This window comes from Ferdinandcohnia sp. GQ5 (assembly GCF_059759275.1).
The window spans coordinates 46964-69522 of sequence record NZ_JCAXEW010000022.1 but is presented as its reverse complement, the minus strand read 5'-3'; the positions used below and the strand labels follow the sequence as shown (position 1 = coordinate 69522).

23 protein-coding genes and 1 pseudogene are annotated in these 22559 nt (G+C 35.2%); 20 read left to right on the top strand and 4 right to left on the bottom strand.

Features of this window, described 5'->3' with window-relative positions:
• Positions 1-233 precede the first annotated feature (233 nt).
• From AC6CHV_RS22175 to AC6CHV_RS22145, 7 genes are all read left to right on the top strand, one after another.
• Positions 234-1778: a rhomboid family intramembrane serine protease gene (locus tag AC6CHV_RS22175; RefSeq protein ID WP_440274101.1), complete on the top strand. Its 1545-nt coding sequence runs from the start codon at positions 234-236 to the stop codon at positions 1776-1778.
• A 128-nt stretch (positions 1779-1906) separates the two neighbouring features.
• Positions 1907-3376 carry a spore germination protein gene (locus AC6CHV_RS22170; protein ID WP_121447205.1) on the top strand — a complete coding sequence of 490 codons (1470 nt, stop codon included), beginning with the start codon at positions 1907-1909 and terminating at the stop codon, positions 3374-3376.
• A gap of 132 nt (positions 3377-3508) precedes the next feature.
• On the top strand, positions 3509-3721 hold the full coding sequence (locus AC6CHV_RS22165; RefSeq protein WP_121447204.1) for a YqgQ family protein: 213 nt from the start codon (positions 3509-3511) through the stop codon (positions 3719-3721).
• A gap of 13 nt (positions 3722-3734) precedes the next feature.
• Positions 3735-4694 (top strand): ROK family glucokinase, encoded by a 960-nt coding sequence (locus AC6CHV_RS22160; RefSeq protein ID WP_341330872.1) that lies wholly within the window; start codon positions 3735-3737, stop codon positions 4692-4694.
• Between the two features lie 291 nt (positions 4695-4985).
• Entirely contained in the window at positions 4986-6881 is a 1896-nt protein-coding gene (locus tag AC6CHV_RS22155) for an LTA synthase family protein (protein WP_341333518.1), read from the top strand.
• A gap of 107 nt (positions 6882-6988) precedes the next feature.
• A complete protein-coding gene (locus tag AC6CHV_RS22150; protein ID WP_341330873.1) occupies positions 6989-8182 on the top strand; it encodes a M14 family metallopeptidase in 1194 nt (397 codons plus the stop codon).
• Positions 8183-8326: 144 nt separating this feature from the next.
• On the top strand, positions 8327-9454 hold the full coding sequence (locus AC6CHV_RS22145; protein WP_341330874.1) for a YqgU-like beta propeller domain-containing protein: 1128 nt from the start codon (positions 8327-8329) through the stop codon (positions 9452-9454).
• 243 nt (positions 9455-9697) lie between these two features.
• Here the strand turns inward: AC6CHV_RS22145 and AC6CHV_RS22140 are convergent, their stop codons facing one another.
• Positions 9698-9871, bottom strand: a complete 174-nt coding sequence (locus AC6CHV_RS22140; RefSeq protein ID WP_121447199.1) for a DUF2759 family protein — start codon at positions 9869-9871, stop codon at positions 9698-9700.
• Between the two features lie 345 nt (positions 9872-10216).
• Here AC6CHV_RS22140 and AC6CHV_RS22135 point away from each other — a divergent pair, with 345 nt between their 5' ends.
• Complete coding sequence (locus AC6CHV_RS22135; protein WP_498079698.1) at positions 10217-10852, top strand: MBL fold metallo-hydrolase; 636 nt, start codon at positions 10217-10219, stop codon at positions 10850-10852.
• A 505-nt stretch (positions 10853-11357) separates the two neighbouring features.
• Positions 11358-12476 (top strand): class I SAM-dependent methyltransferase, encoded by a 1119-nt coding sequence (locus AC6CHV_RS22130; RefSeq protein WP_341330876.1) that lies wholly within the window; start codon positions 11358-11360, stop codon positions 12474-12476.
• A 26-nt stretch (positions 12477-12502) separates the two neighbouring features.
• On the opposite strand, the gene AC6CHV_RS22125 is transcribed toward AC6CHV_RS22130, so the two are convergent.
• Together AC6CHV_RS22125 and AC6CHV_RS22120 are read right to left on the bottom strand one after the other, a co-directional pair.
• Positions 12503-12745, bottom strand: a complete 243-nt coding sequence (locus tag AC6CHV_RS22125) for a DUF2626 family protein (protein ID WP_121447196.1) — start codon at positions 12743-12745, stop codon at positions 12503-12505.
• 77 nt (positions 12746-12822) lie between these two features.
• A complete protein-coding gene (locus tag AC6CHV_RS22120; RefSeq protein ID WP_121447195.1) occupies positions 12823-13515 on the bottom strand; it encodes a helix-turn-helix domain-containing protein in 693 nt (230 codons plus the stop codon).
• A gap of 568 nt (positions 13516-14083) precedes the next feature.
• Here AC6CHV_RS22120 and comGA point away from each other — a divergent pair.
• From comGA to AC6CHV_RS22080, 8 genes and pseudogenes are all read left to right on the top strand, one after another.
• Positions 14084-15160 (top strand): competence type IV pilus ATPase ComGA, encoded by a 1077-nt coding sequence (comGA, locus tag AC6CHV_RS22115; RefSeq protein ID WP_341330877.1) that lies wholly within the window; start codon positions 14084-14086, stop codon positions 15158-15160.
• Positions 15138-16181 carry a competence type IV pilus assembly protein ComGB gene (gene comGB / locus AC6CHV_RS22110; RefSeq protein ID WP_341330878.1) on the top strand — a complete coding sequence of 348 codons (1044 nt, stop codon included), beginning with the start codon at positions 15138-15140 and terminating at the stop codon, positions 16179-16181. The genes comGA and comGB overlap by 23 nt, the downstream gene beginning before the upstream one ends.
• A gap of 11 nt (positions 16182-16192) precedes the next feature.
• Positions 16193-16348: pseudogene (gene comGC, locus AC6CHV_RS22105) on the top strand (competence type IV pilus major pilin ComGC); the annotation flags it as partial.
• A gap of 178 nt (positions 16349-16526) precedes the next feature.
• Positions 16527-17303, top strand: coding sequence for a hypothetical protein (locus AC6CHV_RS22100; protein WP_498079697.1), 777 nt, complete (start codon positions 16527-16529; stop codon positions 17301-17303).
• A gap of 500 nt (positions 17304-17803) precedes the next feature.
• Positions 17804-18499, top strand: a complete 696-nt coding sequence (locus tag AC6CHV_RS22095; RefSeq protein WP_498079696.1) for a hypothetical protein — start codon at positions 17804-17806, stop codon at positions 18497-18499.
• Positions 18500-18959: 460 nt separating this feature from the next.
• The gene (locus AC6CHV_RS22090; protein ID WP_498079695.1) at positions 18960-20357 is read left to right on the top strand and encodes a hypothetical protein; all 1398 of its coding nucleotides are present in this window, start codon (positions 18960-18962) and stop codon (positions 20355-20357) included.
• Positions 20358-20507: 150 nt separating this feature from the next.
• Positions 20508-20699, top strand: a complete 192-nt coding sequence (locus AC6CHV_RS22085; RefSeq protein ID WP_498079694.1) for a hypothetical protein — start codon at positions 20508-20510, stop codon at positions 20697-20699.
• Between the two features lie 77 nt (positions 20700-20776).
• A complete protein-coding gene (locus AC6CHV_RS22080; RefSeq protein WP_498079693.1) occupies positions 20777-21325 on the top strand; it encodes an HNH endonuclease in 549 nt (182 codons plus the stop codon).
• A 47-nt stretch (positions 21326-21372) separates the two neighbouring features.
• Here the strand turns inward: AC6CHV_RS22080 and AC6CHV_RS22075 are convergent, their stop codons facing one another.
• Positions 21373-21618 carry a hypothetical protein gene (locus AC6CHV_RS22075; protein WP_498079692.1) on the bottom strand — a complete coding sequence of 82 codons (246 nt, stop codon included), beginning with the start codon at positions 21616-21618 and terminating at the stop codon, positions 21373-21375.
• 92 nt (positions 21619-21710) lie between these two features.
• Here AC6CHV_RS22075 and AC6CHV_RS22070 point away from each other — a divergent pair, with 92 nt between their 5' ends.
• From AC6CHV_RS22070 to AC6CHV_RS22060, 3 genes are all read left to right on the top strand, one after another.
• Positions 21711-21950, top strand: coding sequence for a hypothetical protein (locus AC6CHV_RS22070; protein WP_498079691.1), 240 nt, complete (start codon positions 21711-21713; stop codon positions 21948-21950).
• Positions 21951-22022: 72 nt separating this feature from the next.
• Positions 22023-22208, top strand: coding sequence for a hypothetical protein (locus AC6CHV_RS22065; RefSeq protein ID WP_498079690.1), 186 nt, complete (start codon positions 22023-22025; stop codon positions 22206-22208).
• A complete protein-coding gene (locus tag AC6CHV_RS22060) occupies positions 22208-22507 on the top strand; it encodes an HNH endonuclease (protein ID WP_498079689.1) in 300 nt (99 codons plus the stop codon). The genes AC6CHV_RS22065 and AC6CHV_RS22060 overlap by 1 nt, the downstream gene beginning before the upstream one ends.
• Positions 22508-22559: the final 52 nt, after the last annotated feature.

The window sequence follows — 22559 nt, the reverse complement described above, 5'->3', positions numbered from 1 at the left end:
AAAAGAACCTTTAAAAAATCTGTGGCGTCTGCCGGAAGTTTAACTTTATTCAGTCGTAGTTAGAACGACTATACTTCTAACTTCACTACTGATAATGTTGAGCTTTGCTGAATAAAGTGAACCTGTTGATTAACTTTCAACAGGTTTTTTCAATTTCGAAACAGAAATTTGGTAACGGAAATAGAAAAACGTTTATAATAAATATAATACCCATTGGAAGAGGGGGGGATAAGGTGTTCAAGCAAGATTATCTTTTTTGGAAAATCATACAGGGGCTTCAGGAAGAAGGCGGTTATCGTATTCTCCAACTATCTAAATCAAATAATGAAATTTGGTTAGAAACGATGCAGAAGAACAAGCCAAGAATAATTCGCATTCTGCGTCATGATTTAGATTGGAGCAATTGGATGCAGCGGGATATGGAGCTCACCGCTCAGCGATTGGAACAGCTTAGAAAACGTCTATTTGCCCGGAAATTAGAAGCTCTTAATATTTACATCACGACATACCCACCAGTTGATGACTGGAGATTTCGGTTAGAACAACCACTTCATGCAGGTGCAAAAGGCTTAACTACATTACGAACTGTTTTAATTAATTCTGAACATAAAGAAACAGGACTAAGGGAAATCTCAACACTAGTTCATACCGAATTTACAATCGATGACTCTATTTATATCGATCTTGAAACAGTTGAGAATATTAAGCATGAGGTTATTACGGTTGCGAATAAACGAATATCGAGTGAAAAACAAATTTTCCAAAATGGAAAACCTTTTTTTACATATATTCTGATTGCGATACAATTAGTTATGTTTGCCATTTTAGAATTTAATGGTGGAAGTACAAACACAGAAACCTTGCTTAAATACGGGGCAAAGGAAAACTTCCGCATTTTAAATGGTGAATGGTGGCGTTTTTTCACGCCAATGATTTTACATATTGGATTTCTTCATCTCCTAATGAATACCTTTGCGTTGTATTATTTGGGATCAGAGGTAGAGCGACTATACGGGAAAATAAGGTTTTTATGGATTTATGTTTTTGCCGGTTTTATAGGAAGTCTTGCAAGCTTTGTTTTTAACGCAAATATTTCTGCTGGGGCTTCTGGGGCTATTTTTGGATGCTTTGGTGCATTATTATTTTTTGGTGCTGCTTATCCGTCTTTGTTTTTTAGAACGATGGGCCCAAATGTAATTGGTATTATTATCATAAACCTTGTCCTTGGATTTATGATTCCGGGTATTGATAATTCAGGGCATATTGGAGGCTTGGTTGGGGGATTTTTAGCAGCGAGTATTGTTCATTTGCCAAAACGTAAAGAATTTGCGAAACGAGTAGGTGGGCTTGTCGTAACATTGGCGACTGTAGGTACACTTATTTATGTAGGATATGTGATTCAGCCACACTCTGATAACCCACGATTTGTCGTGCAAACTGCTCAGGAATATATACAAGCGAATGAGATTCATAAGGCATATGAGATGCTTAAAAGTGCAGAGGAAAATGGAACTGACACACCAGAAGTTTACTTTTATCTTTCCTATACTGAAATTAAGCTTGGAAAACTTGAAGATGCTCGGGATCATTTACAAATCGTCACTCAAAAGGCACCAGATATCTCAGAAGCACATTATAATCTAGCTCTTATATATGTTCAGTTGCAAGAATTTGAAAATGCAAAAAATGCAGCGGAACAGGCTGTTGAAATTGACCCGGAAAATGAAAACTATCAAGACCTTATCAATGAAATAAATAACATGGAAGATTCAATGTAAAGTGTCTCAAATGAGGCACTTTTCTATATTTGTCCTGAATAAGTATTATTTTCCAATTTTACGTCAAAGATGGATTAGTAGCCTACGAAAGCAAACTAGAGGTCTTTTGTGTGATTGGAGTGATACTCATGGGAAATGAAAATAAAGAGCCAAAACATCCGGTCTCATCGAATTTAGAAGAAAATCGAAGTTATTTAAAAGAAGCCCTTGGTGTTGACAAAAGCTTTGATGTAATCCAAATTGATGTCGAATATGCCGGCAAAGACATGTCAATGTTTTTAATTGATGGCCTTATTAAAGATGATATTTTGCATTTATTGCAAAAGTTTCTTGCTAAACAAGACGAGAGTACTTTAAAAATAGATGGATTAGAAAAACTACTGAAGACGTATATTCCATATGTAGAAGTGGAAAGCACAGACGACCTAGATAAGGTTGTTGACATGGTCCTTGCGGGTCCAACTGCTCTAGTCATAGAAGGCATTGATAAGGTTATTTTAATAGATGCTAGAACCTATCCTGTAAGGGGGCCTGAGGAACCTGACACAGAACGAGTTGTAAGAGGGTCAAGGGATGGCTACGTCGAGACGGTTGTCTTTAATACTGCATTAACGAGAAGAAGAGTTCGGGATAAATCCCTCCGGATGGAATATATGCAGGTGGGAAGACGTTCAAAGACAGATATCGTGATCAGTTATATTGAAGATATTGCTGATCCTGATCACGTTAAAGAAGTTAAAGATGCCATTTCAAAGATTGATACTGATGGTTTGCCAATGGGTGAAAAGACCATTGAGGAATATATATCAGGACGACATTATAATCCATATCCGGTTGTAAGATATACGGAAAGGCCAGATACCGCAGCTGCACATCTATTCGAGGGTCATATTATCATCATGGTTGATGGTTCACCAAGTGTTCTTATCACCCCAACCACATTTTGGCATCATATGCAGCATGCCGAGGAATATCGTAACAGCCCCGTAACTGGGCTATACTTGCGCTTGGTTCGCTATTTTGGTGTATGGGCATCACTGTTTTTGTTACCATTATGGTATTTGTTTGCTGTTCATCCTGAGCTATTGCCAGATAATCTTAAATTTATTGGTCCAAATGATGATGGCAGATTACCATTAATATTACAGTTCTTTTTAATTGAAATTGGAATCGATCTGTTGAGAATGGCAGCCATTCACACTCCAACTGCCCTTGCAACGGCACTAGGGCTTGTCGCAGCCATGTTGATCGGACAGGTGGCAGTTGAAGTTGGTTTATTTACAAATGAGGTTATTTTGTACCTTGCAATTGCAGCCATAGGAACCTTCTCAACACCAAGCTATGAGATGAGCCTTGCGAACCGCTTAGCCAGACTATTTTTCTTATTAACGACCAGCATATTTGGAGTAATTGGATTTGTCGTAGGAATTACACTATGGATTCTCTACTTAGCACGAATGAAATCATTTAATGTTCCATATTTATGGCCGTTTATTCCATTTTCCTTCAAAGGATTTAAGGATGTTTTATTCCGTGCTCCTATTCCATTAAAAAGAAATAGACCGAAAATATTACATCCAAAAGACCCAGATAAATAAATTTCTTTAGGAGTGCTCTTTTTAAAAGGAAGCACTCCTTTTACATTTTTATGGACTTTCATGAGAAAGACTTGCGTGTTTCTATTTTTTTAAATAAGCTAGTATATATTGTGGAATGCAGAAGGTGAGAAAGTGAAAACAATTTATGATATTCAACAATTTCTAAAAAAATTTGGCACGATCATTTATGTTGGTGACAGAGTTGCTGACCTGGAATTAATGGAAACTGAAATACAAGAGCTTTACAATTCACAGCTCATTGAAACAAAGGATTATCAATCAGCTATTTTTCTACTCCGCCAAGAAATTGTCCGGGAAACCGAAAAAAGAGCGAAAAACAAATAAAGGAATGGACGATATGGAAAAATTATTAATTGGTATCGATTTAGGTGGTACAACTGTCAAACTTGCCTTTATCACACAAGAAGGTGAAATTGTTACAAAATGGGAAATTCCAACGGATAAATCTGGAGCAAAAATTATCCCGGATATTGCAAAAGCAATTGAAGCAAAAATGGTAGAACTTAAGCTTTCAAAAGAACAATTCGCTGGTGTAGGAATGGGTGCCCCTGGGCCAGTTCATTTTGAAGACGGCGTTATCTATAAAGCAACCAATCTCGGATGGAGAGAGATGTATCCTCTAAAAGCAGAGCTTGAAGAAAAAATTGGGTTGCCGGCAGTTATCGATAACGATGCAAACGTTGCTGCTATCGGTGAAATGTGGAAGGGTGCAGGTGCAGGCGCAAAGGACTTACTTTGTGTAACGTTAGGAACAGGTGTCGGTGGAGGCATTATCTCTAATGGTCATGTAGTTCGAGGAGCCAATGGGGCAGGTGGAGAAATTGGCCATATCACTTCCTTGGTTGATGGTGGTGCTTTATGTGGCTGTGGAAAAACGGGCTGTATCGAAACAATAGCATCTGCTACTGGTATCGCACGTTTGGCAACTGAGGCCCTTCAGGGTGGAAACGACTCAAGTGTTCTTCGAGAACAATTTGAACAAACTGGAAAAGTCACCTCAAAGGATGTTTTTGATGCAGCAGGCAAAGGGGACCATCTAGCCCAGGAAATCATTGACAATGTAACATTTCACCTTGGCTTAGCTTTAAGTCATGTCGCTAATGGACTAAACCCAGAAAAAATCGTTATTGGTGGCGGTGTCTCAAAAGCAGGTGAGCAATTACTGCTTCCATTAAGAAAGCAGTTTAAGCGTTTTGCTTTTTCAAGGGTAGCCGAAGCTGCTGAAATAGCCATTGCCACATTAGGAAACGATGCGGGTGTAATAGGTGCAGCTTATTTGGCTAAAAACAACCAATAAATAGGAAAAAGAGATTTCACAATGAAATCTCTTTTTTTACATTTTTGTTAGAATATTTAAAAGATTGTTACTTTTGGTTACTATGAAACTTTCTAGTCAACTAATCGTCTTATATGTATATACATAATGTACATCTATATGATTCTATAAAATTTAGTTGTTTAGATGATTGATTTTTAGTCAAAAAAGTATTAAGATTATCTTTAGATTTTTCTAAATTACCTAAAAATGGAAGTAAGAACATTAATCTTTGGTGCTCCGTGGTCTTGAAAACAAGGAGGTATATTGATGATTAAGTCATCAACTTTATCCAAATCAAAGTTCATCTTTTTAGCTGCATTTATGCTTTGGATAAAAACATACATCGTATATAAAACTAGCTTTGATATAAAAATAGAAAACTTGATGCAAGAGTTTATTTTACTGATAAACCCATTGAGTTTTTTGTTGCTGTTCTTTGGTATTTCTTTCTTTATTAAGGATAAGCATCGTACTAAGTTCATTATATTTGCTAGTTTACTATCTTCATTTGTGTTATTTGCGAATGTTGTATTTTACAGATTCTTCAATGACTTTTTGACTCTTCCTGTTCTTTTTCAAACAAGTAACATGGGGGATTTAGGAACCAGTATTACAGGAAATTTAAAGGCAACAGATCCACTCCTTTTCATTGATGTAGTTATTCTAATTTTGATCAATAAATATAAACCAAGTTTTACTGCTGCTGAAGTTATCACGAAAAAGGAAAGAAGATCCTATTTCATCCTTGTTGCAGCTATCTTCTTTTTTAATCTTGGATTAGCAGAAGCTCAGAGACCACAGTTATTGACAAGAACCTTTGATCGTGAAATGTTAGTGAAGAATATCGGGACATACAACTATCAAATTTATGATATTGTCCTACAATCAAAATCTTCCGCCCAACGAGCTTTGGCCGACAGCAGTTCATTTATTGGAATCGAAAACTATTTAAAAGCAAATCAAAAGGAACCAAGCGATAAATTTGGTATTGCACAAGGAAAGAATGTCGTCGTAATTTCAATGGAATCACTTCAAAACTTCGTCATTAATGAAACCATTGATGGGGAAGAAATTACGCCATTCCTAAATGATTTTATAAAAGAAAGTTATTACTTTGACAATTTTTATCATCAAACAGGTCAAGGAAAGACATCAGATTCAGAGTTTTTATTGGAAAATTCATTATATCCACTTGGACGCGGAGCCGTTTTCTTTACCCATGCTAATAATGAATTTACAGCAACTCCTGAATTTATTAAGGACTATGGATATTTTTCATCAGTCTTTCATGCGAATAACAAGACTTTCTGGAATCGCGATATCATGTATGATTCTCTCGGGTATGATGAATTTTTTGATCTTGAAAGTTATGAGGTTACAGAGGAAAATTCAATTGGATGGGGCTTAAAGGATATAAATTTCTTTGAACAATCCATTGACTTATTAAAGTCACAGCCACAGCCGTATTACTCAAAATTTATTACATTAACAAACCATTTCCCTTTTGAACTTGGTGAAGAGGACAAAATGGTAAATGAATTTAATTCAAACTCAAGAACATTGAACCGTTATTTTCCAACAGTTCGCTATATGGATGAGTCCATCAAAATCTTTATCGAACGACTTAAAGAAGAAGGAATGTATGAAAATACCATATTTGTTCTTTATGGGGATCACTATGGAATTTCTGAAAACCATAATAAAGCGATGGCACAGTTTCTAGGGAAAGAAGAAATCACACCATTTGATTCAATTCAACTGCAAAAGGTACCATTAATTATTCACATTCCCGGAGTGACAGATAAGAATCCACAAGTAATTTCAACTGTATCTGGACAAATAGATTTAAAACCAACCATTTTAAATCTCCTTGGAATGGATATACGTAATGACGTTCATTTCGGTAGTGATTTATTTTCTGAAGAAAAAATACCATTGACTGTCTTACGTGATGGAAGCTTTATCACAGATAAGCATGTATTTACGAAGAATACTTGTTATGATAAAGAATCAGGTGAAGAGACAGAAATTAGCTATTGTGAGCCTTACATGGAAAAAGCAGGGCTAGAATTGGATTATTCAGATGAGATTGTCTATGGAGACCTACTCCGTTTCTATAATGGAACATCTTATCATGAACCAGTCCCTGAAGAGTTTAAAGAATAAGTAAATAAAAGCCTTGGCCCAAATGAGGGTCAAGGCTTTTCCGATGGCATGAAGTACATCCTATCGCTCATAAAATGGTAGGAGAGGATAACAAGGAGGTATTAGGTGTGAAGGTCATTGTCCGTCCAGGAGACACTTTCTGGTATTACAGTCAATTGTTTGCTATCCCTATTCATTTATTAATTGACTCAAATCTACATTTGAATATAAATAATTTGCAGGTTGGAGCAGAAGTAAAGATTCCCGGTTTTCTTTTAAAACAGCATAAGGTTGTTCAAGATGATACGTTATGGAAGTTGGCGAAATCTCGGACACTTATGGCAGATGCTTTATTTTTAGTGAATCCAGGGATAACAGCCGAAAATATACAGGTTGGCCAAATGATTCTGATTCCAGAAAGAGTGGTTCGACCAATCGTAAATGGAAATAGGGAATACGATTTTGCTGATATGGTGAGTGATATTGAGCAATTAAAGACGATTTATCCATTTCTTCAAACCCGGTCTATTGGTAAAAGTGTATTAGGTAATGATCTGCTTGAGCTTCGAATTGGTAGAGGAGAAAAGAGGGTTCATTGGAATGGGTCGTTTCATGCAAATGAATGGATTACAACAAATGTCATTATGACCTTTATAAATGATTATTTACTGGGTTTAACAAATATGGCTCCGATTAGAGGGTTTTATGTCGAGCCATTATATTTGGAAACACTCTTATCAATAGTTCCTATGGTGAATCCAGATGGTGTTAATTTGGTGCTTAATGGTCCTCCTGAACAGAAACCATATAAAGATGAAGTTGTAAAAATTAACAATGAAAGTTTTGATTTTAGAGACTGGAAAGCAAATATTCGCGGTATTGATTTAAATAACCAATTTCCAGCAAATTGGGAGGTTGAAAAAGAAAGAAAGGAACCAAAGTCGCCCGCACCTCGTGATTACCCAGGCGATGCTCCATTAACTGAGCCAGAAGTAATCGCCATTGAGAAACTAACAAGAGATGCAAACTATAATCGTGTATTAGCCTTCCATACACAAGGAGAGGTTATTTATTGGGGATATGAGGGGTTAGAGCCATTAGAGTCTGGTACCCTTGTGAATGAATTTTCAAGGGTTAGTGGATATAGAGCAGTTCGAACGATAGATAGCCATGCAGGATATAAGGATTGGTTTATTCAAGAATGGAAGAAACCAGGGTTTACTTTCGAATTGGGGGAAGGTGTTAATCCACTCCCACTTTCTCAATTTGATGAAATTTATCAGGAGACTCTCGGAGCATTTTTAGCCTCCTTGTATATGTGAAAACGTTCTCTAGAAAAGTCGGTGAAAAGGCCGGCTTTTTTCCTTGCGCTGAAACTTTTTAACGTGCATAATCGTATTATCTGTTAAGGGAACAATAGAACGTGGAACTCTATTTTAGATGCTAAAGAGGTGATTTTTGAGTTGATGAGAAATTTAATATTCTTTTTTATGTTACTTTTTCTACTAGCTGGCTGTAATTCTCATCAACATTTTGATTCAAGTGATGCGCCAAACAGTAGGAATAAGAATGTTACAAAAGGTCCTGTACCTGCAGAATTCTTTGGAGAAAATCAAGAGGTAAAGCCGCTTGATCTTAGCGGGGAAGAATTCAATAGTGTAGGTGAATGGTATGATGATGAAAGCATCCTCTATGTTACCGATGATAATGGTATTTCAACAATATATAAGTATCACTTGTTCACTGGTAAAAAGGAGCTGTTCCTCCAAACCTCTGCCCCTGTGCTGACAATGAAGGCAAATGAGGACCATTCCATGTTTTTAATACATACATCAGATTCTCAAAATATGGCGAAGTTAATGGTGGTAAACAAAGAAGGAAACGTGCAATTTGAATGGGAAATCAATTCCTTTGATTTGTTTTACAGCTGGAATCCTTATCATCCTAGTGAGGTATTTGTAACAACGTTTTTAGAGGATTGGTCGTTTCAAACCCATTTGGTGGACATTCAGTCCGAGGAAAAAACGAAATTTGAGGTCTTTCAGCCTTTTATTCAATGGGTTAGTCCCAATACAATTTCATATTTAAAATGGGACCAAAACGAATTAGATTACTTTGCACCACTTTATTCGTATCATTTAGATACAAAAACAGAAGGACTCTTATTTGAGGATATTATTTCGTTCGTTACTTTTAAAAATCTACTTGTTACATATGAATTAATTCAAGGGGAGGAGGCATTTGCAAAGGTTGGCCTTTACCACCCTGAACAGAATAAAAAGCTATATGAATTTAAAATGCCACTCTTAAGTGACTATTCAAAATGGTATATTCCTTCAGCCGATTATGCCGTCGAACAAAAGAAATTCTACTCGTTTCAACCATATTCAAATGGAGCATTTGATACGTACGGAGAAAAATTCGAATTGGTTTCCTACGACATCAGTACAAGGAAAGAAGAGGTTATCCTTGAAAAAGTAGATGATCAACCCCTTAACTTTTCTCCAAATGGTTTCTTATGTTTATATGGTTTTCAATTTGAGAAGATTATTGATATGAGGACAAAAAAAATAACAGACCTTGTAGCAAATTAAGGGAAATGAAAAAAGCCATCGTATCTGATGGCTTTTAAATCTTTTTTATTTTCGTCCAGCTTCATCGCCTAGCCCTTCGAGGCCGAGGCCACAAGCCCTCCATCGATAAGGTCAATAATCAACCTTCTCGCTGGTCGTCTTGTTCTGGTCGGGCTTTCACAGGAAGTGCGACATCGACGTTTGCCACAGGACGTGGCTGTAGTTAGTCGATGTTCCTATTTCAAGGCGATTGCGCATTTGTTATTAGTGAGCAGTTGGGAAACCATGTTTCCAGATTGTCATGATTGTGAACCAGCCTAATACTAAAAAGATTCCTGTAGAGAATAATAAGGCTAAAAGGTTCTTATCGCGTAAAGAACGTATAATACCAAATGCAGCTAAAATTACAACTAGTGAAAAGATAATCATTAGACCCATGTGACTTACCCCCTTGCTATAATCAATGTTACACTTAAAAGTGCGCCTTTACTTTTAAATATTCATTACTATTTTTCCCCATAGCATGAAAATTTACAACATCCCATCATTCAACTCATGAAAAATGTTGCTCGAAAAAGGCTGAAAACCCTTTATGTAAAGAAATAGATAGATTCAATCTATATTCTAATCGTTTTATACGTATTTGTCGAGGAGGAAAAAGTGACACTTTCAAGACAAATTACCTTTTAGTCAAAACCTTAAGTGCAATTGTTTAAGTGCTTTTTCGTTTTCAATTGATAGTGTAGAATAAAGGATAGATTAAAAAGCATCGGAGGGAAAGGTATGAAGTGGCAAAGGATTCCGTTAGGACCCTTACAAACAAACGCGTACATTTTGACCAATTCAAACAAGAAGTGCCTCATCTTTGATCCCGGTGGGGATGGACAAAGATTAAATACGATATTAAGCCAACAGGGACTTATCCCAGTTGCGGTTCTTTTAACACATGCTCATTTCGATCATATAGGTGCGATTGATGATGTAAAAGCTAATTGGGATGTTCCTGTGTATATTCACGAGAAAGAGAAGAATTGGCTGAAAGATCCTGCTTTAAATGGTTCAGCATATTTTATTCCTGGGCAAGAAATCTTATCAAAAGCAGAACCAACAATACTTCCTAAAGAAGGAAGTATTGAAATAAGTGACTTTCATTTAGAACTGTATTATACTCCAGGCCATTCACCGGGAAGTGTTTCGTATTATTACCAAGAACTTGGAGTAGTTTTTTCAGGAGATGCCTTATTCCAAGGCAGCATCGGGAGAACTGACCTACCAGGTGGAAGCCATGAACAACTACTTAGCAGTATTCATAAAAAGCTTCTCACATTACCAGAAGAAACAATTGTCCTATCTGGGCATGGACCTGAAACAACGATTGAAGCTGAAATGGACTCAAACCCGTTCTTAAATGGGTTTTAAACACTAAAACACAGAAAAGGTCTAACTCCGGTAGAGTCAGACCTTTTCTGGGGGATGTTTTTAACATTAAGAATTCCTTCCTAATGTCAAATTTGGCATAAGCCAATACTTATATATCCGTATAATGGGAGGGATATTGTAAGCTACTAAATTTACAATATAATAATATAAACACTGTGTCAATGGTGAAAAATAGTAAAAATAAATGTTCAAAAGAAGGATGAAAAGGACCGCGTCGACAACGCCACGGCCTCATGTCTTGTCAACACTAGCACATCATGTGCGTGTCGAAATTTCAAGGCGGTGCGAGCTCCCGAGTACCGGAGCGAGGCAACTGCTTGAGTTAACTTCCTTGCAGCCTTGCGCTGAGGAATGTACATCTTGAATAATCTAGTAGACGCAAGCGCATAACCAGGTTATTCACAATGTACTTGGAGCAGTTTACCCAGAAATTCAATGTGTCATTTTCGGACGACTTTTTGAACATCCTCTAAAAGGTGAGCATATGCTAGACATATTAAAAGATGCCATTCAATCATCTTTAAACAAACAGATTACATATGAACAGTATATGAATACTGTGTTATATCATGAAAATAAAGGCTATTACAAGAAAGACCAAGTAAAGGTTGGGAAAAAAGGGGATTTCATCACGAGCAGTAATATCTCCAATGTTTTTGGCAAACTGTTTGCAACCCTCTTTCATAAGCTTATTGCTCTCGAAAAAATTCCACCATATATCTGTGAAATAGGTGGTGGAAATGGTAGATTTGCAAAGGCTGTTCTTGACGAATTACAAGATTCTTTTATTGAAACCTATCAAAAAATAACCTATATAATGATAGAAACAAGTCCGTACCATCAACGTTTGCAGCGAGACATTCTACCTGTAGACAAAAAAGTGATTCAGTATCAGAGTCTTGATGAAGCAAAAAGAGATTTCCCAGTTTTTCATGGAATAGTGTTTTCAAATGAATTATTTGATGCTTTTCCGGTGAGAGTGATTGAGAAAAACGATAATACTATTTATGAGGTGAAGATCACTCTTACAGAGGAAGAGCAATTAACCGAAATTCTTGTACCACTTACGGATGAACAAATTAATAAATACTTAGATGCTAACAAAATCGTACTGACGAATGGACAAAGATTTGAAATTCCACTTCAAATGCTTTCCTACTTAGAAGAACTAACTAGTTTTCTAGGGAATGCTATTGTTTTTACGGTTGATTATGGGTATACGAATGCTGAATGGAAAGAAACAGCGAGAATAAGGGGGAGTCTTAGGGGGTACTACAATCATCAATTAATACATAACCCACTTTTGCACCCAGGGGAAATGGATTTAACAACCCATATTCATTTTGACACGCTTGTTACATATAGTTCTAAGCTAGGACTTGAATTCGTGAAGAAATGTAGACAGGATGAATTTTTATTAGAGGCGGGGATTCTTACGTTTTTACAGGATAATTTTGACCCTAACCCCTTTTCAGAAAAAAGTAAACAAAACAGAGCGATTCGTTCTCTTATAATGGATAGTGGAATGAGTGCATCCTTTCATGTTCTCATACAGCAAAAAAATGTAAAAGTATCTTGGGAAAATATCTTCCAAGGAAAATAAAAAAGCGATGTCTCCATCGCTTTTTTTTAGTGACCTCCACCAAGTGGCATCATAAATGTGGTGTAGTAAGAGAAGGCACAGAAGAAAACAGTTAAATATGCACCAAACACGTAAATGTACATTCTTTCAGACAATTTTAAATAGCTTAAAAGGACGAAAAATCCGGTTTGTGCAAAGAAAATTAGTGCTAGAACATCCATACTACCAACGTAGAACATTACTGCAAATATACCTGTCCAAAAACCTAAAACTCGGTACATACGTTCCATATGTATATTTCCCCCCCTTAGACATGATTTAACATCACTTTTATTATTATAATGTAACGATTGCACAAATGTAAACATCACTTTGCGACAATTGCGTGATAACTGCAGGAATTACAACCAAGAATGATATTTTCGGACTCCTCCAGTACCACGTCTTCAAAGAGTAAATCAAACATTCCTCTTAGAAATGCATGATGCATTCCACAAACGGCTTCAAAGTTTTCTTGAGCAATTTCTCTGAATGGACAATTATTAATCTTTAAAAAGATTTTTGTCTTATCTTTATTATGGTCTAAATCGGGATAAAAACCCGCAACTGTGGATGCCTTTTTTAAAATATCGAGCTTTTGATCAAAGGTAAGCTCATGGATTGAAACTGGGATTTGATGGTTCACTAGTTCCTCTCCGAACCTTCTGCCTGTTAGTTCAAGTGCTTGTTTCCCCACGTCCCCAAGTGTAGCCATCGTTTCTATGGCAATTTTTGAAAGCAGTTGATAATCCCGAAACGGGAAATTAATTTGAATGTGATCATCCGATAGTCGATAAAGACGACTAGGTCTGCCACCTTTTCCAGTTTTCTTTGCTTCTGAAACAAGCATATTGACATCTTCAAGCTTGGTTAAATGAAGTCTTGCTACATTCGGATGAATTTCAAATTCTTCTGCAATCTCTTGAACGGTAACATCTTTATTTTGTTTAATAATATATTGGTAAATATAATAACGGGTTGGATCTGCTAAAACGTTTGTTATTTTCAGTGTTTGTTCCACCGTCTTCACTCCTTGCGACCCTAATGATACCCCAATTATAGTACAGTTAAATACCATCAATAAGTGATTTATATCACTTGTAGGTAAAAGTTCATAAATAATCGAACATATTTTTCAAGTGAATTGGCATAACTCGCAGGTACCGAACATACAATGTATTGATTCCTCCTAATAATAGATTCAAATTTCCACCAAAATACAACCCTAATGGCAGGGGTTGTATTTTTATTTTTTTTTGAAGTCCCCATGTTCAAATAAAGTTCACAAATATTTTTATATAAAAAGAAGGAGTTTGTAGATATTTGTTGAAATATGTTACCTGCAAGAGAAAAATTATAATAAGAGTTCAAAAAGGAGGATGAAGAGGTCCGCGTCGACAAAGACGCCACGTCCTGTGGCATTGTCGACACTAGCACATCCTGTGATTCGAAATTTCAAGGCGGCGCAGCTTTGAGTACCGGAATGTATGCAATTAATACGTGAGGAACGGAAAAGTAAGCCAACACAGAAATTCGATGCGTCATATTCACCGCACTTTTTGAACATCATCTAAAAAGGAGTGAATTATTTGAGTGAAATCGAACAGCTTGGTGACCTATTGATCGAGGATGCTTGGTCAATGAATGTATCAGACATCCATTTTGTTCCGAAAATCAACGATGCCGTTGTCCAATATAGACTCGATAGTGAATTGTTCAATAAGCAAACGATTCCAAAGGATGTCTGCGAACGGTTAATTTCCCATTATAAATTCCTTGCTGGAATGGATATTGGAGAAAGGAGAAGACCACAAAACGGTGCAATAACCCTAAATCTAAAAGGTATAAATATTAATCTTCGATTGTCTACACTGCCCACACCCTACAACGAAAGTCTAGTCATACGTATCCTACCTGAAACACCAACCTATTCTCTTGCAAATCTATCGCTTTTTCCAACAATGACAACTAAACTTCTTTCACTTCTGAAGCATTCACACGGGTTAATTATTTTTACTGGACCAACAGGATCAGGAAAAACAACCACCCTCTATTCCTTACTACACGCAACGAAGAAGCTTTTCAACCGAAATATCATTACATTAGAAGATCCCATTGAAAAACAAAGTGAAGATGTTCTTCAGGTTCAGGTGAATGAAAAAGCCGGAATCACATATGCTCATGGATTGAAGGCCATTTTGCGTCATGATCCCGATATTATCATGGTGGGTGAAATAAGGGATTCAGAAACCGCGAAGATTGCTGTTCGAGCGGCAATGACAGGTCATTTGGTTTTAACAACGATGCATACAAGAGATACAAAAGGTGCGATTTATAGGCTATTAGAATTTGATGTGTCCTTGCAGGAAATTGAGCAAACATTAATAGCAATCGCAGCACAAAGGCTGGTTGATCTCAAATGTCCGTATTGTGAAGGGAAATGCTCCCCGCAATGTAAAAAGTATCGAAAAGTAAGACGAGTGGGGGTGTACGAGCTTTTAAACGGACATGCCCTGAATGAAGTAATGAAGGAAGCGAGGGGTAACAAAGCAGAATACCGCTACGAAAAATTAAGGGATGTCATTAAGAAAGGAATTGCCCTTGGATACTTATATCCGGATGCGCTAGAAAGATGGGTTGTCAATGATATCAAGGAAAAGAAATAAGAATTGGACCTTAAAGGAACAATCATTATATTTGAGTAGAATCGGTAATCTTCTTGATCAAGGCTATTCCTTTGAACAAGCCTCACAATTCCTTTTGTTCCAGTTGCCAAAAAAGCACAACAGGGACATTGAAGTCATCATTGAAAGCTGTAAACAGGGTGAATCCTTATATACTGCCTTTAGCAAGGTGGGATTTCATAAGGATATTCTTGGTTACTTGTACTTTGCCGAGCAGCATGGCGATATTTCATTTGCCCTCCGTGAAGGAAGTACAATGTTGCAGAAGAAGATTGTACATTTTGAAAAAGGAAAAAAAATAATACGTTATCCACTCGCTTTGTTAATGTTTGTTGGATTCATGTTTACCATGATTGAAAAAATCCTTTTACCGCAATTTCAAAGCTTGTTTACCTCGATGAGTTATGAACAGACATTGATTTCTAAAACTTTATTAAGGCTCCCTGAGCTAAACCGATATTTACTCCTCATTGTCGGTTTGCTACTGATTATTGGCCTCACGTATTATTTTCTTCATTTTCAAAAACTTACCCCAGTTGAAAAAATGAAGCTACTCTTAAAGATTCCCATATTAAAAAAAGTAACGGTTATGTTTAATTCCCATTTCTTTTCCGTGCAACTTAGTAACTTATTAAAAGGTGGATTATCGATTTTTCAAGCGTTAACGATGTTTGAACAGCAGCGCCACTCGCCATTTTTTCGAGAGGAAGCAAAAGAAATGAAACAGCTTCTACGAGCGGGGAATCGATTCGAAGACATTTTGAGGGTGCGAGAATATTACGAGGCAGATTTAGCGATGATTATTTTACATGGCCAATCTAACGGAAATTTAGCTAGTGAACTCCAGCATTATAGCCAATATGTAATGGAAAAAGCCGAGGAAAACGTTACAAGATTATTAGCAGTCGTCCAACCAATACTTTTTGCGACCATCGGAATTATCATCATGTTGATGTACGCAGCCATCATGGTACCAATGTTTCAACTATTAAATGGAATATAGAAAGGTAGATGTTGATGAAACTGAAAAATCAAAAGGGGTTTACCCTTGTGGAAATGTTAATTGTGTTATTAGTTGTATCGATATTGCTTTTGATAACTGTGCCCAATGTGACGAAGCATAATTCAGTTATTAAGGATAAAGGGTGTGATGCACTAGTGAATATAATAGATACCATAAACATGTCTAAAAAACGACAAAAAAAGAGACGCTTCGAACTCGGCAAAGTTCAAAACGTCCATACCTTATAAAATCAATTTTCAATATATAAATTATAACATTTTGTCCATGTTAAATCAATGGATAATTTAAGGTTGGACAAGCGTCTTCCATTAAAGGGAGATAATCATGAAATCAGGACACATCACACAATACACTCATTTATCACAATTCGCCTCACTAAAAGACTTTAATAACTCCATAGAGCAATGGATGATAGATATTAAGCCACAATTCACTAAAGGGGAGCTAGTAGCCTTAAAACGTCTTATACGCTATTCTGCACACACTCCAGGTGTTTGTAATGCTAAGATTCAAACACTCGTTTCTGCAACTCATAACGAAGGAATAGGTATCTCACGCTCGACTTTTAAACGTATGCTCAACAAAGCAAAAGAGTTGGGTCTATTAGTCGTGCATCACACATTTAAGAATGGTAAACAAGGTCACAGTGTTTATGTGTTTAATGTTTATCAGTCACAAGTACAAGAGACACCTGTTTCAAATCAAGTTGAACCACCTAAAGAGGAACAATTGAACCACCAAGAAAACTATCCATCTATTAAAACTAACAACAATATAACTAAACGTACAATTACGCTTGATTCTACATTTACAGGTAATAATGTTCCAAAAGCATTCACTGAATTAGCTGGGTACTTCTTCAATGATCCTAAAACGATTGAGGAGTTGTATTTAGTGGTTAAACAAGTGACTAAGTACTATTTCCATTACAATGATTCAGATAAGGCTGAATTGGCTTGTGAGAGCCTTAAACAGCTTGTTAGGAACATGAAGCTAGGTAAGAGTAAGATTGATAATGTTTTCGGTTATTTTAACCGGATTGTGCATGGAATTTTAGATAAGCGTTTTGAAGAATTTATGAGTGGGGAAAGGTCTGCTTAACTTCTGAATAAAACAGGTATTTTAAAGCAAATAAAACAGCCTAGATACAGTGATCTAGACTCTAGAAAATATTTTTTTAATTATTTCACAAAAAAGGTTTGCCAAATTCAAATAAAGATATAAAATAGACTATGAACACCTAAATGTAAATTAATGCGTAGTTATATCAAATTATATCATACTAATAATTTATTAACTTGATACAAGAATATCATGGAAATAAAAAGGTGTCAACAAGTTTTAAAAAAATTTTTCAAACTAATTGAAGGGAGGTGAGCACGCATGACAAGAAAGGATTTTCTATTCGTTTATGATGTGGAATTACACAGGAAGTTAAAACGCAAGAACATTGAGTACATTTGTACAGCGATCAGCAATGCAGACAGAAGATTTTGGTTGTATTACCGTTCAAAAGAAGTTAATCAAGTAGCAATTGAGCATAGTCAAACCAGGTAATCTATTAATCAATTAAACAACTTATACAAAGGAGTAGAAGAATAATGTCAAAGGAATTTAAAATTCAAATACCAACGGAAATAGTAAGAAGTAGATCATTAAATGCAATCGAGTTTGTTCTGTTAGCTAAACTAATTCAGGGTTATTACTTATCGGGTGGAAAAGATGTATATCTTCTTGACCACAAAGTAATGAAGAATTTTATGGGGATAAGTGATAATGACACCTTTAAAAAAGCATTTAATGGACTACATGATAAGGGATTTATCTTGTCAAACATTGAGAAGTTACCGAGAAAAGGAGCAGTAGAAGTAGCAATCGATCCTAAAGTAATACCAGAACTCAACAAAGACAAGGAAAGAGTTTTTACCCAACTCACAAAAAATGTATTAGATAAATCGGTAATTAATGCTGTTGGTTATATTGGAGTCAGATTAATTTACTATTACAAAAGCTACATTAATGAAAAGGATACTAAAAAACAATTTGCACACCCTTCAGAAGAAACTACAGCTTTAGATTTAGGGATTAGCAAGACAACAGTAATTGAATACAATAAAAAACTCAAAAAACATAAACTGGTCAAAATTGAAGCACATGAATTAACCCACAATAACGAGTACATCCGTGTAGGTGATAAGGAAATGATTTACTTCACTAAGTACAATAATCACTACACAATTAGGCACGATAAAATTGATGAGTTTCCTATGAAAAATGGCAGTAAATTAGTTGTTTAACCTAAGTTCACTTTTTCGGAGATAATGAAAATTCATCGGAGATAATGAAAAATATTTCGGACGTAATTAACATAAAAATCGGAGATAATGAAAAAACTTTCCCCGATAATCTGAACCCTAATAAGATTAACAGTTATATACAGAATAGATACATTTTAGATACATAATAGATTCAGGAAATAGATTCAGTATTCAATTAGCAAACAAGTTGCAAATTGTGGTGGATTGTTAGTTTGTTGTTTAGGTTTAATTTTTACATAGTTAAGTTTTGAGTTTTACATATCAAGTTAATATTCGGATTTTCATACCATACTTAATGAAAAATTGAATGGTGTTATTTTTTGTTCTATTTTTCAGTGATTCACATCAAAACACGAACATTCTATATATACATAATACTTAATGTTAAGTTTTATCTATTTAATCAAATTATACAAATCGAAAAGGAGAATGTAATTTTATGATGACATATCAAGAAGGGTTATTAAATATTCAAACTACAGTTAACAGAAATAAGGAATTAGAGATTAATGATCGTTTAACACTGATTAAGCAATTGCTGGAGAATCAAAATGAGAATGCTAACTTGAAAGCATTAACGTATTTCTTTAACAGTACCTACTTTACTAAGCAAATTGTTAAAAAGAAAACGGATAGACGAGATGAAGAAAATTATTATTCTGTTGGATTATCAAACGTAGCTGATTATCTTTTAGATAAGTATAACGACTATGAACAGGCGAGTTTTAAAGATTATGATGTATGGTCAAGATATGAGGTTGCCAGAGGTAGAAAAGATCGAGAAAATAAAAAGATTATTGGCTTTAGTCAAGATGTTATTGATGATGCAGTTTCTAATGATTTACCTTGGACGGTGCAAAAAGGTTTAGAAGTTCATGTAGACATGGTGGATGATTATATTTCTAAGTCTGATAAAGCATTTAACTTGAGTGAAGAGGATAAAAGGAAACAACGAAAACAAGAATTATTAGATAAGATTGATGAGTTTCCTGAGTTGAAAATAGCTTATGATACATGGAAACAATTTGGATTAACTTACGGATTTGATATGGAAGATTACACGAAAGAGGACAGACAATTATTAAAGAATCAATGGTTAAGTAAGTTTGAATCTGAGGAAAGTATACATAGTCCAAATAAGCGTTATTACGAGTTGAGACAGCAATATAATGAAATGGGATATATGCTCCATAAAACGATGAAACAGTTGCAGAAAACGGTAAAATTGAGGAAATCAAAGCAATTAACACCTTATGTAGATGTTGATGGTCAAATCGGAGATACATTTGATTTAGGTAATAAAGAACATATCGCAGCATTATTAAAGGTTGATTATGACAAGAAAAATAAAGAATACATACCATTGTTTTACGTATTACATAATGATTATAAAGAGAGAGTAGATACTTCATTGCACCATTTGTTCCAAGAGTTTGAAAGTGTGCTTGGATTAGTTGAGTTAAGTGATATCGGCCAGGATATACTTGATCTTATTTTAGATAGACATAGTGAACAAAGTATCTATACGCAAGCTTGTACGTTCAATCCTTACAACTTGATTGTACAATACATAAATGAGAAATACAATTTGAAAAAGACAAAAGCGAATATTATAAAGGTTATAGAAAATGAGATTGCTAGTTCAATAGCAAATGAATATTTTAACTCCAAGATTGGTACACAAAAAATCAAATGTAATAAATGTGAGAAAGAAAAGTTTGCTACATTGGTGAATTTCGGTGTGGACACTCGTAATAAAACAGGCTTCAAGTCAACATGTCGCAAGTGTGCAGCAGAGATTGAAAAGGAACGCAGAAACAACAGTTTAAATAATTAATAATATCATAAACTTACACCATAAATCAATACTTTTGTAATATAACTCTCTAATAATAATGTAGGGGATACAACCTCTACACTTCTCCCTTTTTTGAACAGTCAATCGTATGAATACTGTTCATTTTTTTTAGTAGGGAGTGAATAAAAAATGCAAAATAAAATGGACTACATAGACAAATTAAAAGTCTATCAAACATTAGAGGGACTGACACAATCTGAGTTAGGGGAGAGGCTTGGAGGTATTAGTCAATCGACTGTTTGTAGGATTTTAAGCAGAAAATACATTACATCTGAGTTAGAACTAAAGATACTTAATTTTATAAAAGAAGTCGGCTATTAAGGCGGTTACTAAATGATTAGTGATCGTCTTTTTTGTATTTCAAAAAAATATACAACATTATTCAAGGGGGAAGTAAAATGGATAAAGATTTCCAAAGATTGCAAAACGAAATGACACCAGTACCTGGGTTTTCGCAGTACTTATGTCACACACCTTCAGGAAGAGTTTGGTCGAAAGTGAGTAACAAATGGCTACTAGATAGTGAGTTTTGTAAAGGTACAGGTGATAACGGTCAGTATCTAATGACTAAACTTAAAAGTGATACTGGTGAAACAATACCAATGTATAAACATGAAATTGTTTTAAGTTCTGCTTATGGAACTAAAAAAGATTTTTGGTTGTCACAAGGCCTACAAATTGATCATATCGATAGAAATCCACGTAATTGTAAAATTGAAAACCTCAGACTTATCACTGACAAAGGAAACAAACAAAACTCAAGTTATCGTTTCTGGAATAAAGTACGATTATCTCAGGAGGTTGCTCAAGAGTTAAGAGAAGAGTTTAAAAAGTATGCTGGTAGCCGAGTTGAATGGTACAAAGTAAAAGGGAAAGAGTTAGGTGTAGGTGCTAGGTCAATACAAAATGTGATATTAGGCTACACTTATAAAAAAGTAACAGAATAATACATAAAAAAAGACAATCTCAAAATAGAAATTGTCTTTTTGCTTTTTTAGTAAGAGTTGTTGTAATCAAATCGTCCAATTTTTTCAAGTAATTCATCACTAAGTAAGTTTTGTAATTCTTCAACTGATTTTTGTTCGCATACTGAAGCAAGAGCATAATACTTAGCAAATACTTGTTCTATTTCCTCAGCAGCGACAACTTTACGGCTAGTATGCACTTTTAGTAATTCAATTGCTACATCAAACTTATTTCTTTGAATTGGATTAGGATCAACAGTAACTTTCTCAGACATTAATATCACCTCCTCTTTTTACAAAATTCTACAAATAACAAGGAAATTCCTTCTTGTTTGTAGAAATATATGGTAAGAAAGGGGGTGTAAGAATGGGGAATAGCATCTTAGCTAAGTTATATTGTGATGGTGAAATGTTATTAGATACTAATATAGACCATCTAAATGAGTACATGTATGCATTAAAAAACAGTGATTCTATTTCTGTAAATGGTAATGATTATAAGTTAAAGAATATTAAATTAGTACATGGTACAGGTGGGAAAATGGTAATAACTTTGCATGTTGAGTTAAGTGAGTTATCGGAACCTAGAATTCAAGTTTTAAAATAGTTATATAGTTAAGGCTCTCATTAATTTGAGGGCTTTTTTGTTTGCCTAAAAACATAAGGGAGATGTTGAAGAGTGAATGAATCAATCGAATTTACAATTGTAGAATTAAAAGATTTAGTAAAAGAATTGCAACAAGAACAACGTGAACTAAAACATAAACTGATGATGCTGGAACAAAGTTATATACAATTAAACCTACAACGAATGACTGATAACATGGAGTTTAGGGAAAAGATCAGGGAATTGAGTGGTAAGTAATGGCTAAACCTTGGGCTAAGAAGTTCTATAATAGTAAAGCTTGGAAGGAATGCAGGGAAGCATACATCAGTAAGGTGTTCGGTATATGTGAATTCAACTGTGGTGTCAGTGGTTATATTGTTGACCATATTGAAGAGTTAACACCTGAGAATATTAATGATCCAAACATTACATTGAACCATGATAACTTACAGTACTTATGTTTAGAGTGTCATAACAAAAAGACTTTCAGAAAGTATTCTGCATTACGAGAAGATGTAATGTTTGATGATGAAGGAAATCTTATTAAATTGTATTAAAACCATAAACAATTCAGACAACTACTCCCCCTAATTGTGTCAAAATTACACA

Coding starts and splice junctions, on each gene's coding strand:
- AC6CHV_RS22170 (WP_121447205.1), top strand. CDS start 1,907: ATGGGAAATGAAAATAAAGAGCCAAAACATCCGGTCTCATCGAATTTA.
- AC6CHV_RS22160 (WP_341330872.1), top strand. CDS start 3,735: ATGGAAAAATTATTAATTGGTATCGATTTAGGTGGTACAACTGTCAAA.
- AC6CHV_RS22145 (WP_341330874.1), top strand. CDS start 8,327: ATGAGAAATTTAATATTCTTTTTTATGTTACTTTTTCTACTAGCTGGC.
- AC6CHV_RS22140 (WP_121447199.1), bottom strand. CDS start 9,871: ATGGGTCTAATGATTATCTTTTCACTAGTTGTAATTTTAGCTGCATTT.
- AC6CHV_RS22135 (WP_498079698.1), top strand. CDS start 10,217: ATGAAGTGGCAAAGGATTCCGTTAGGACCCTTACAAACAAACGCGTAC.
- AC6CHV_RS22130 (WP_341330876.1), top strand. CDS start 11,358: ATGCTAGACATATTAAAAGATGCCATTCAATCATCTTTAAACAAACAG.
- AC6CHV_RS22125 (WP_121447196.1), bottom strand. CDS start 12,745: ATGGAACGTATGTACCGAGTTTTAGGTTTTTGGACAGGTATATTTGCA.
- comGB (WP_341330878.1), top strand. CDS start 15,138: ATGATATCAAGGAAAAGAAATAAGAATTGGACCTTAAAGGAACAATCA.
- AC6CHV_RS22100 (WP_498079697.1), top strand. CDS start 16,527: ATGAAATCAGGACACATCACACAATACACTCATTTATCACAATTCGCC.
- AC6CHV_RS22095 (WP_498079696.1), top strand. CDS start 17,804: ATGTCAAAGGAATTTAAAATTCAAATACCAACGGAAATAGTAAGAAGT.
- AC6CHV_RS22090 (WP_498079695.1), top strand. CDS start 18,960: ATGATGACATATCAAGAAGGGTTATTAAATATTCAAACTACAGTTAAC.
- AC6CHV_RS22085 (WP_498079694.1), top strand. CDS start 20,508: ATGCAAAATAAAATGGACTACATAGACAAATTAAAAGTCTATCAAACA.
- AC6CHV_RS22080 (WP_498079693.1), top strand. CDS start 20,777: ATGGATAAAGATTTCCAAAGATTGCAAAACGAAATGACACCAGTACCT.
- AC6CHV_RS22075 (WP_498079692.1), bottom strand. CDS start 21,618: ATGTCTGAGAAAGTTACTGTTGATCCTAATCCAATTCAAAGAAATAAG.
- AC6CHV_RS22070 (WP_498079691.1), top strand. CDS start 21,711: ATGGGGAATAGCATCTTAGCTAAGTTATATTGTGATGGTGAAATGTTA.
- AC6CHV_RS22060 (WP_498079689.1), top strand. CDS start 22,208: ATGGCTAAACCTTGGGCTAAGAAGTTCTATAATAGTAAAGCTTGGAAG.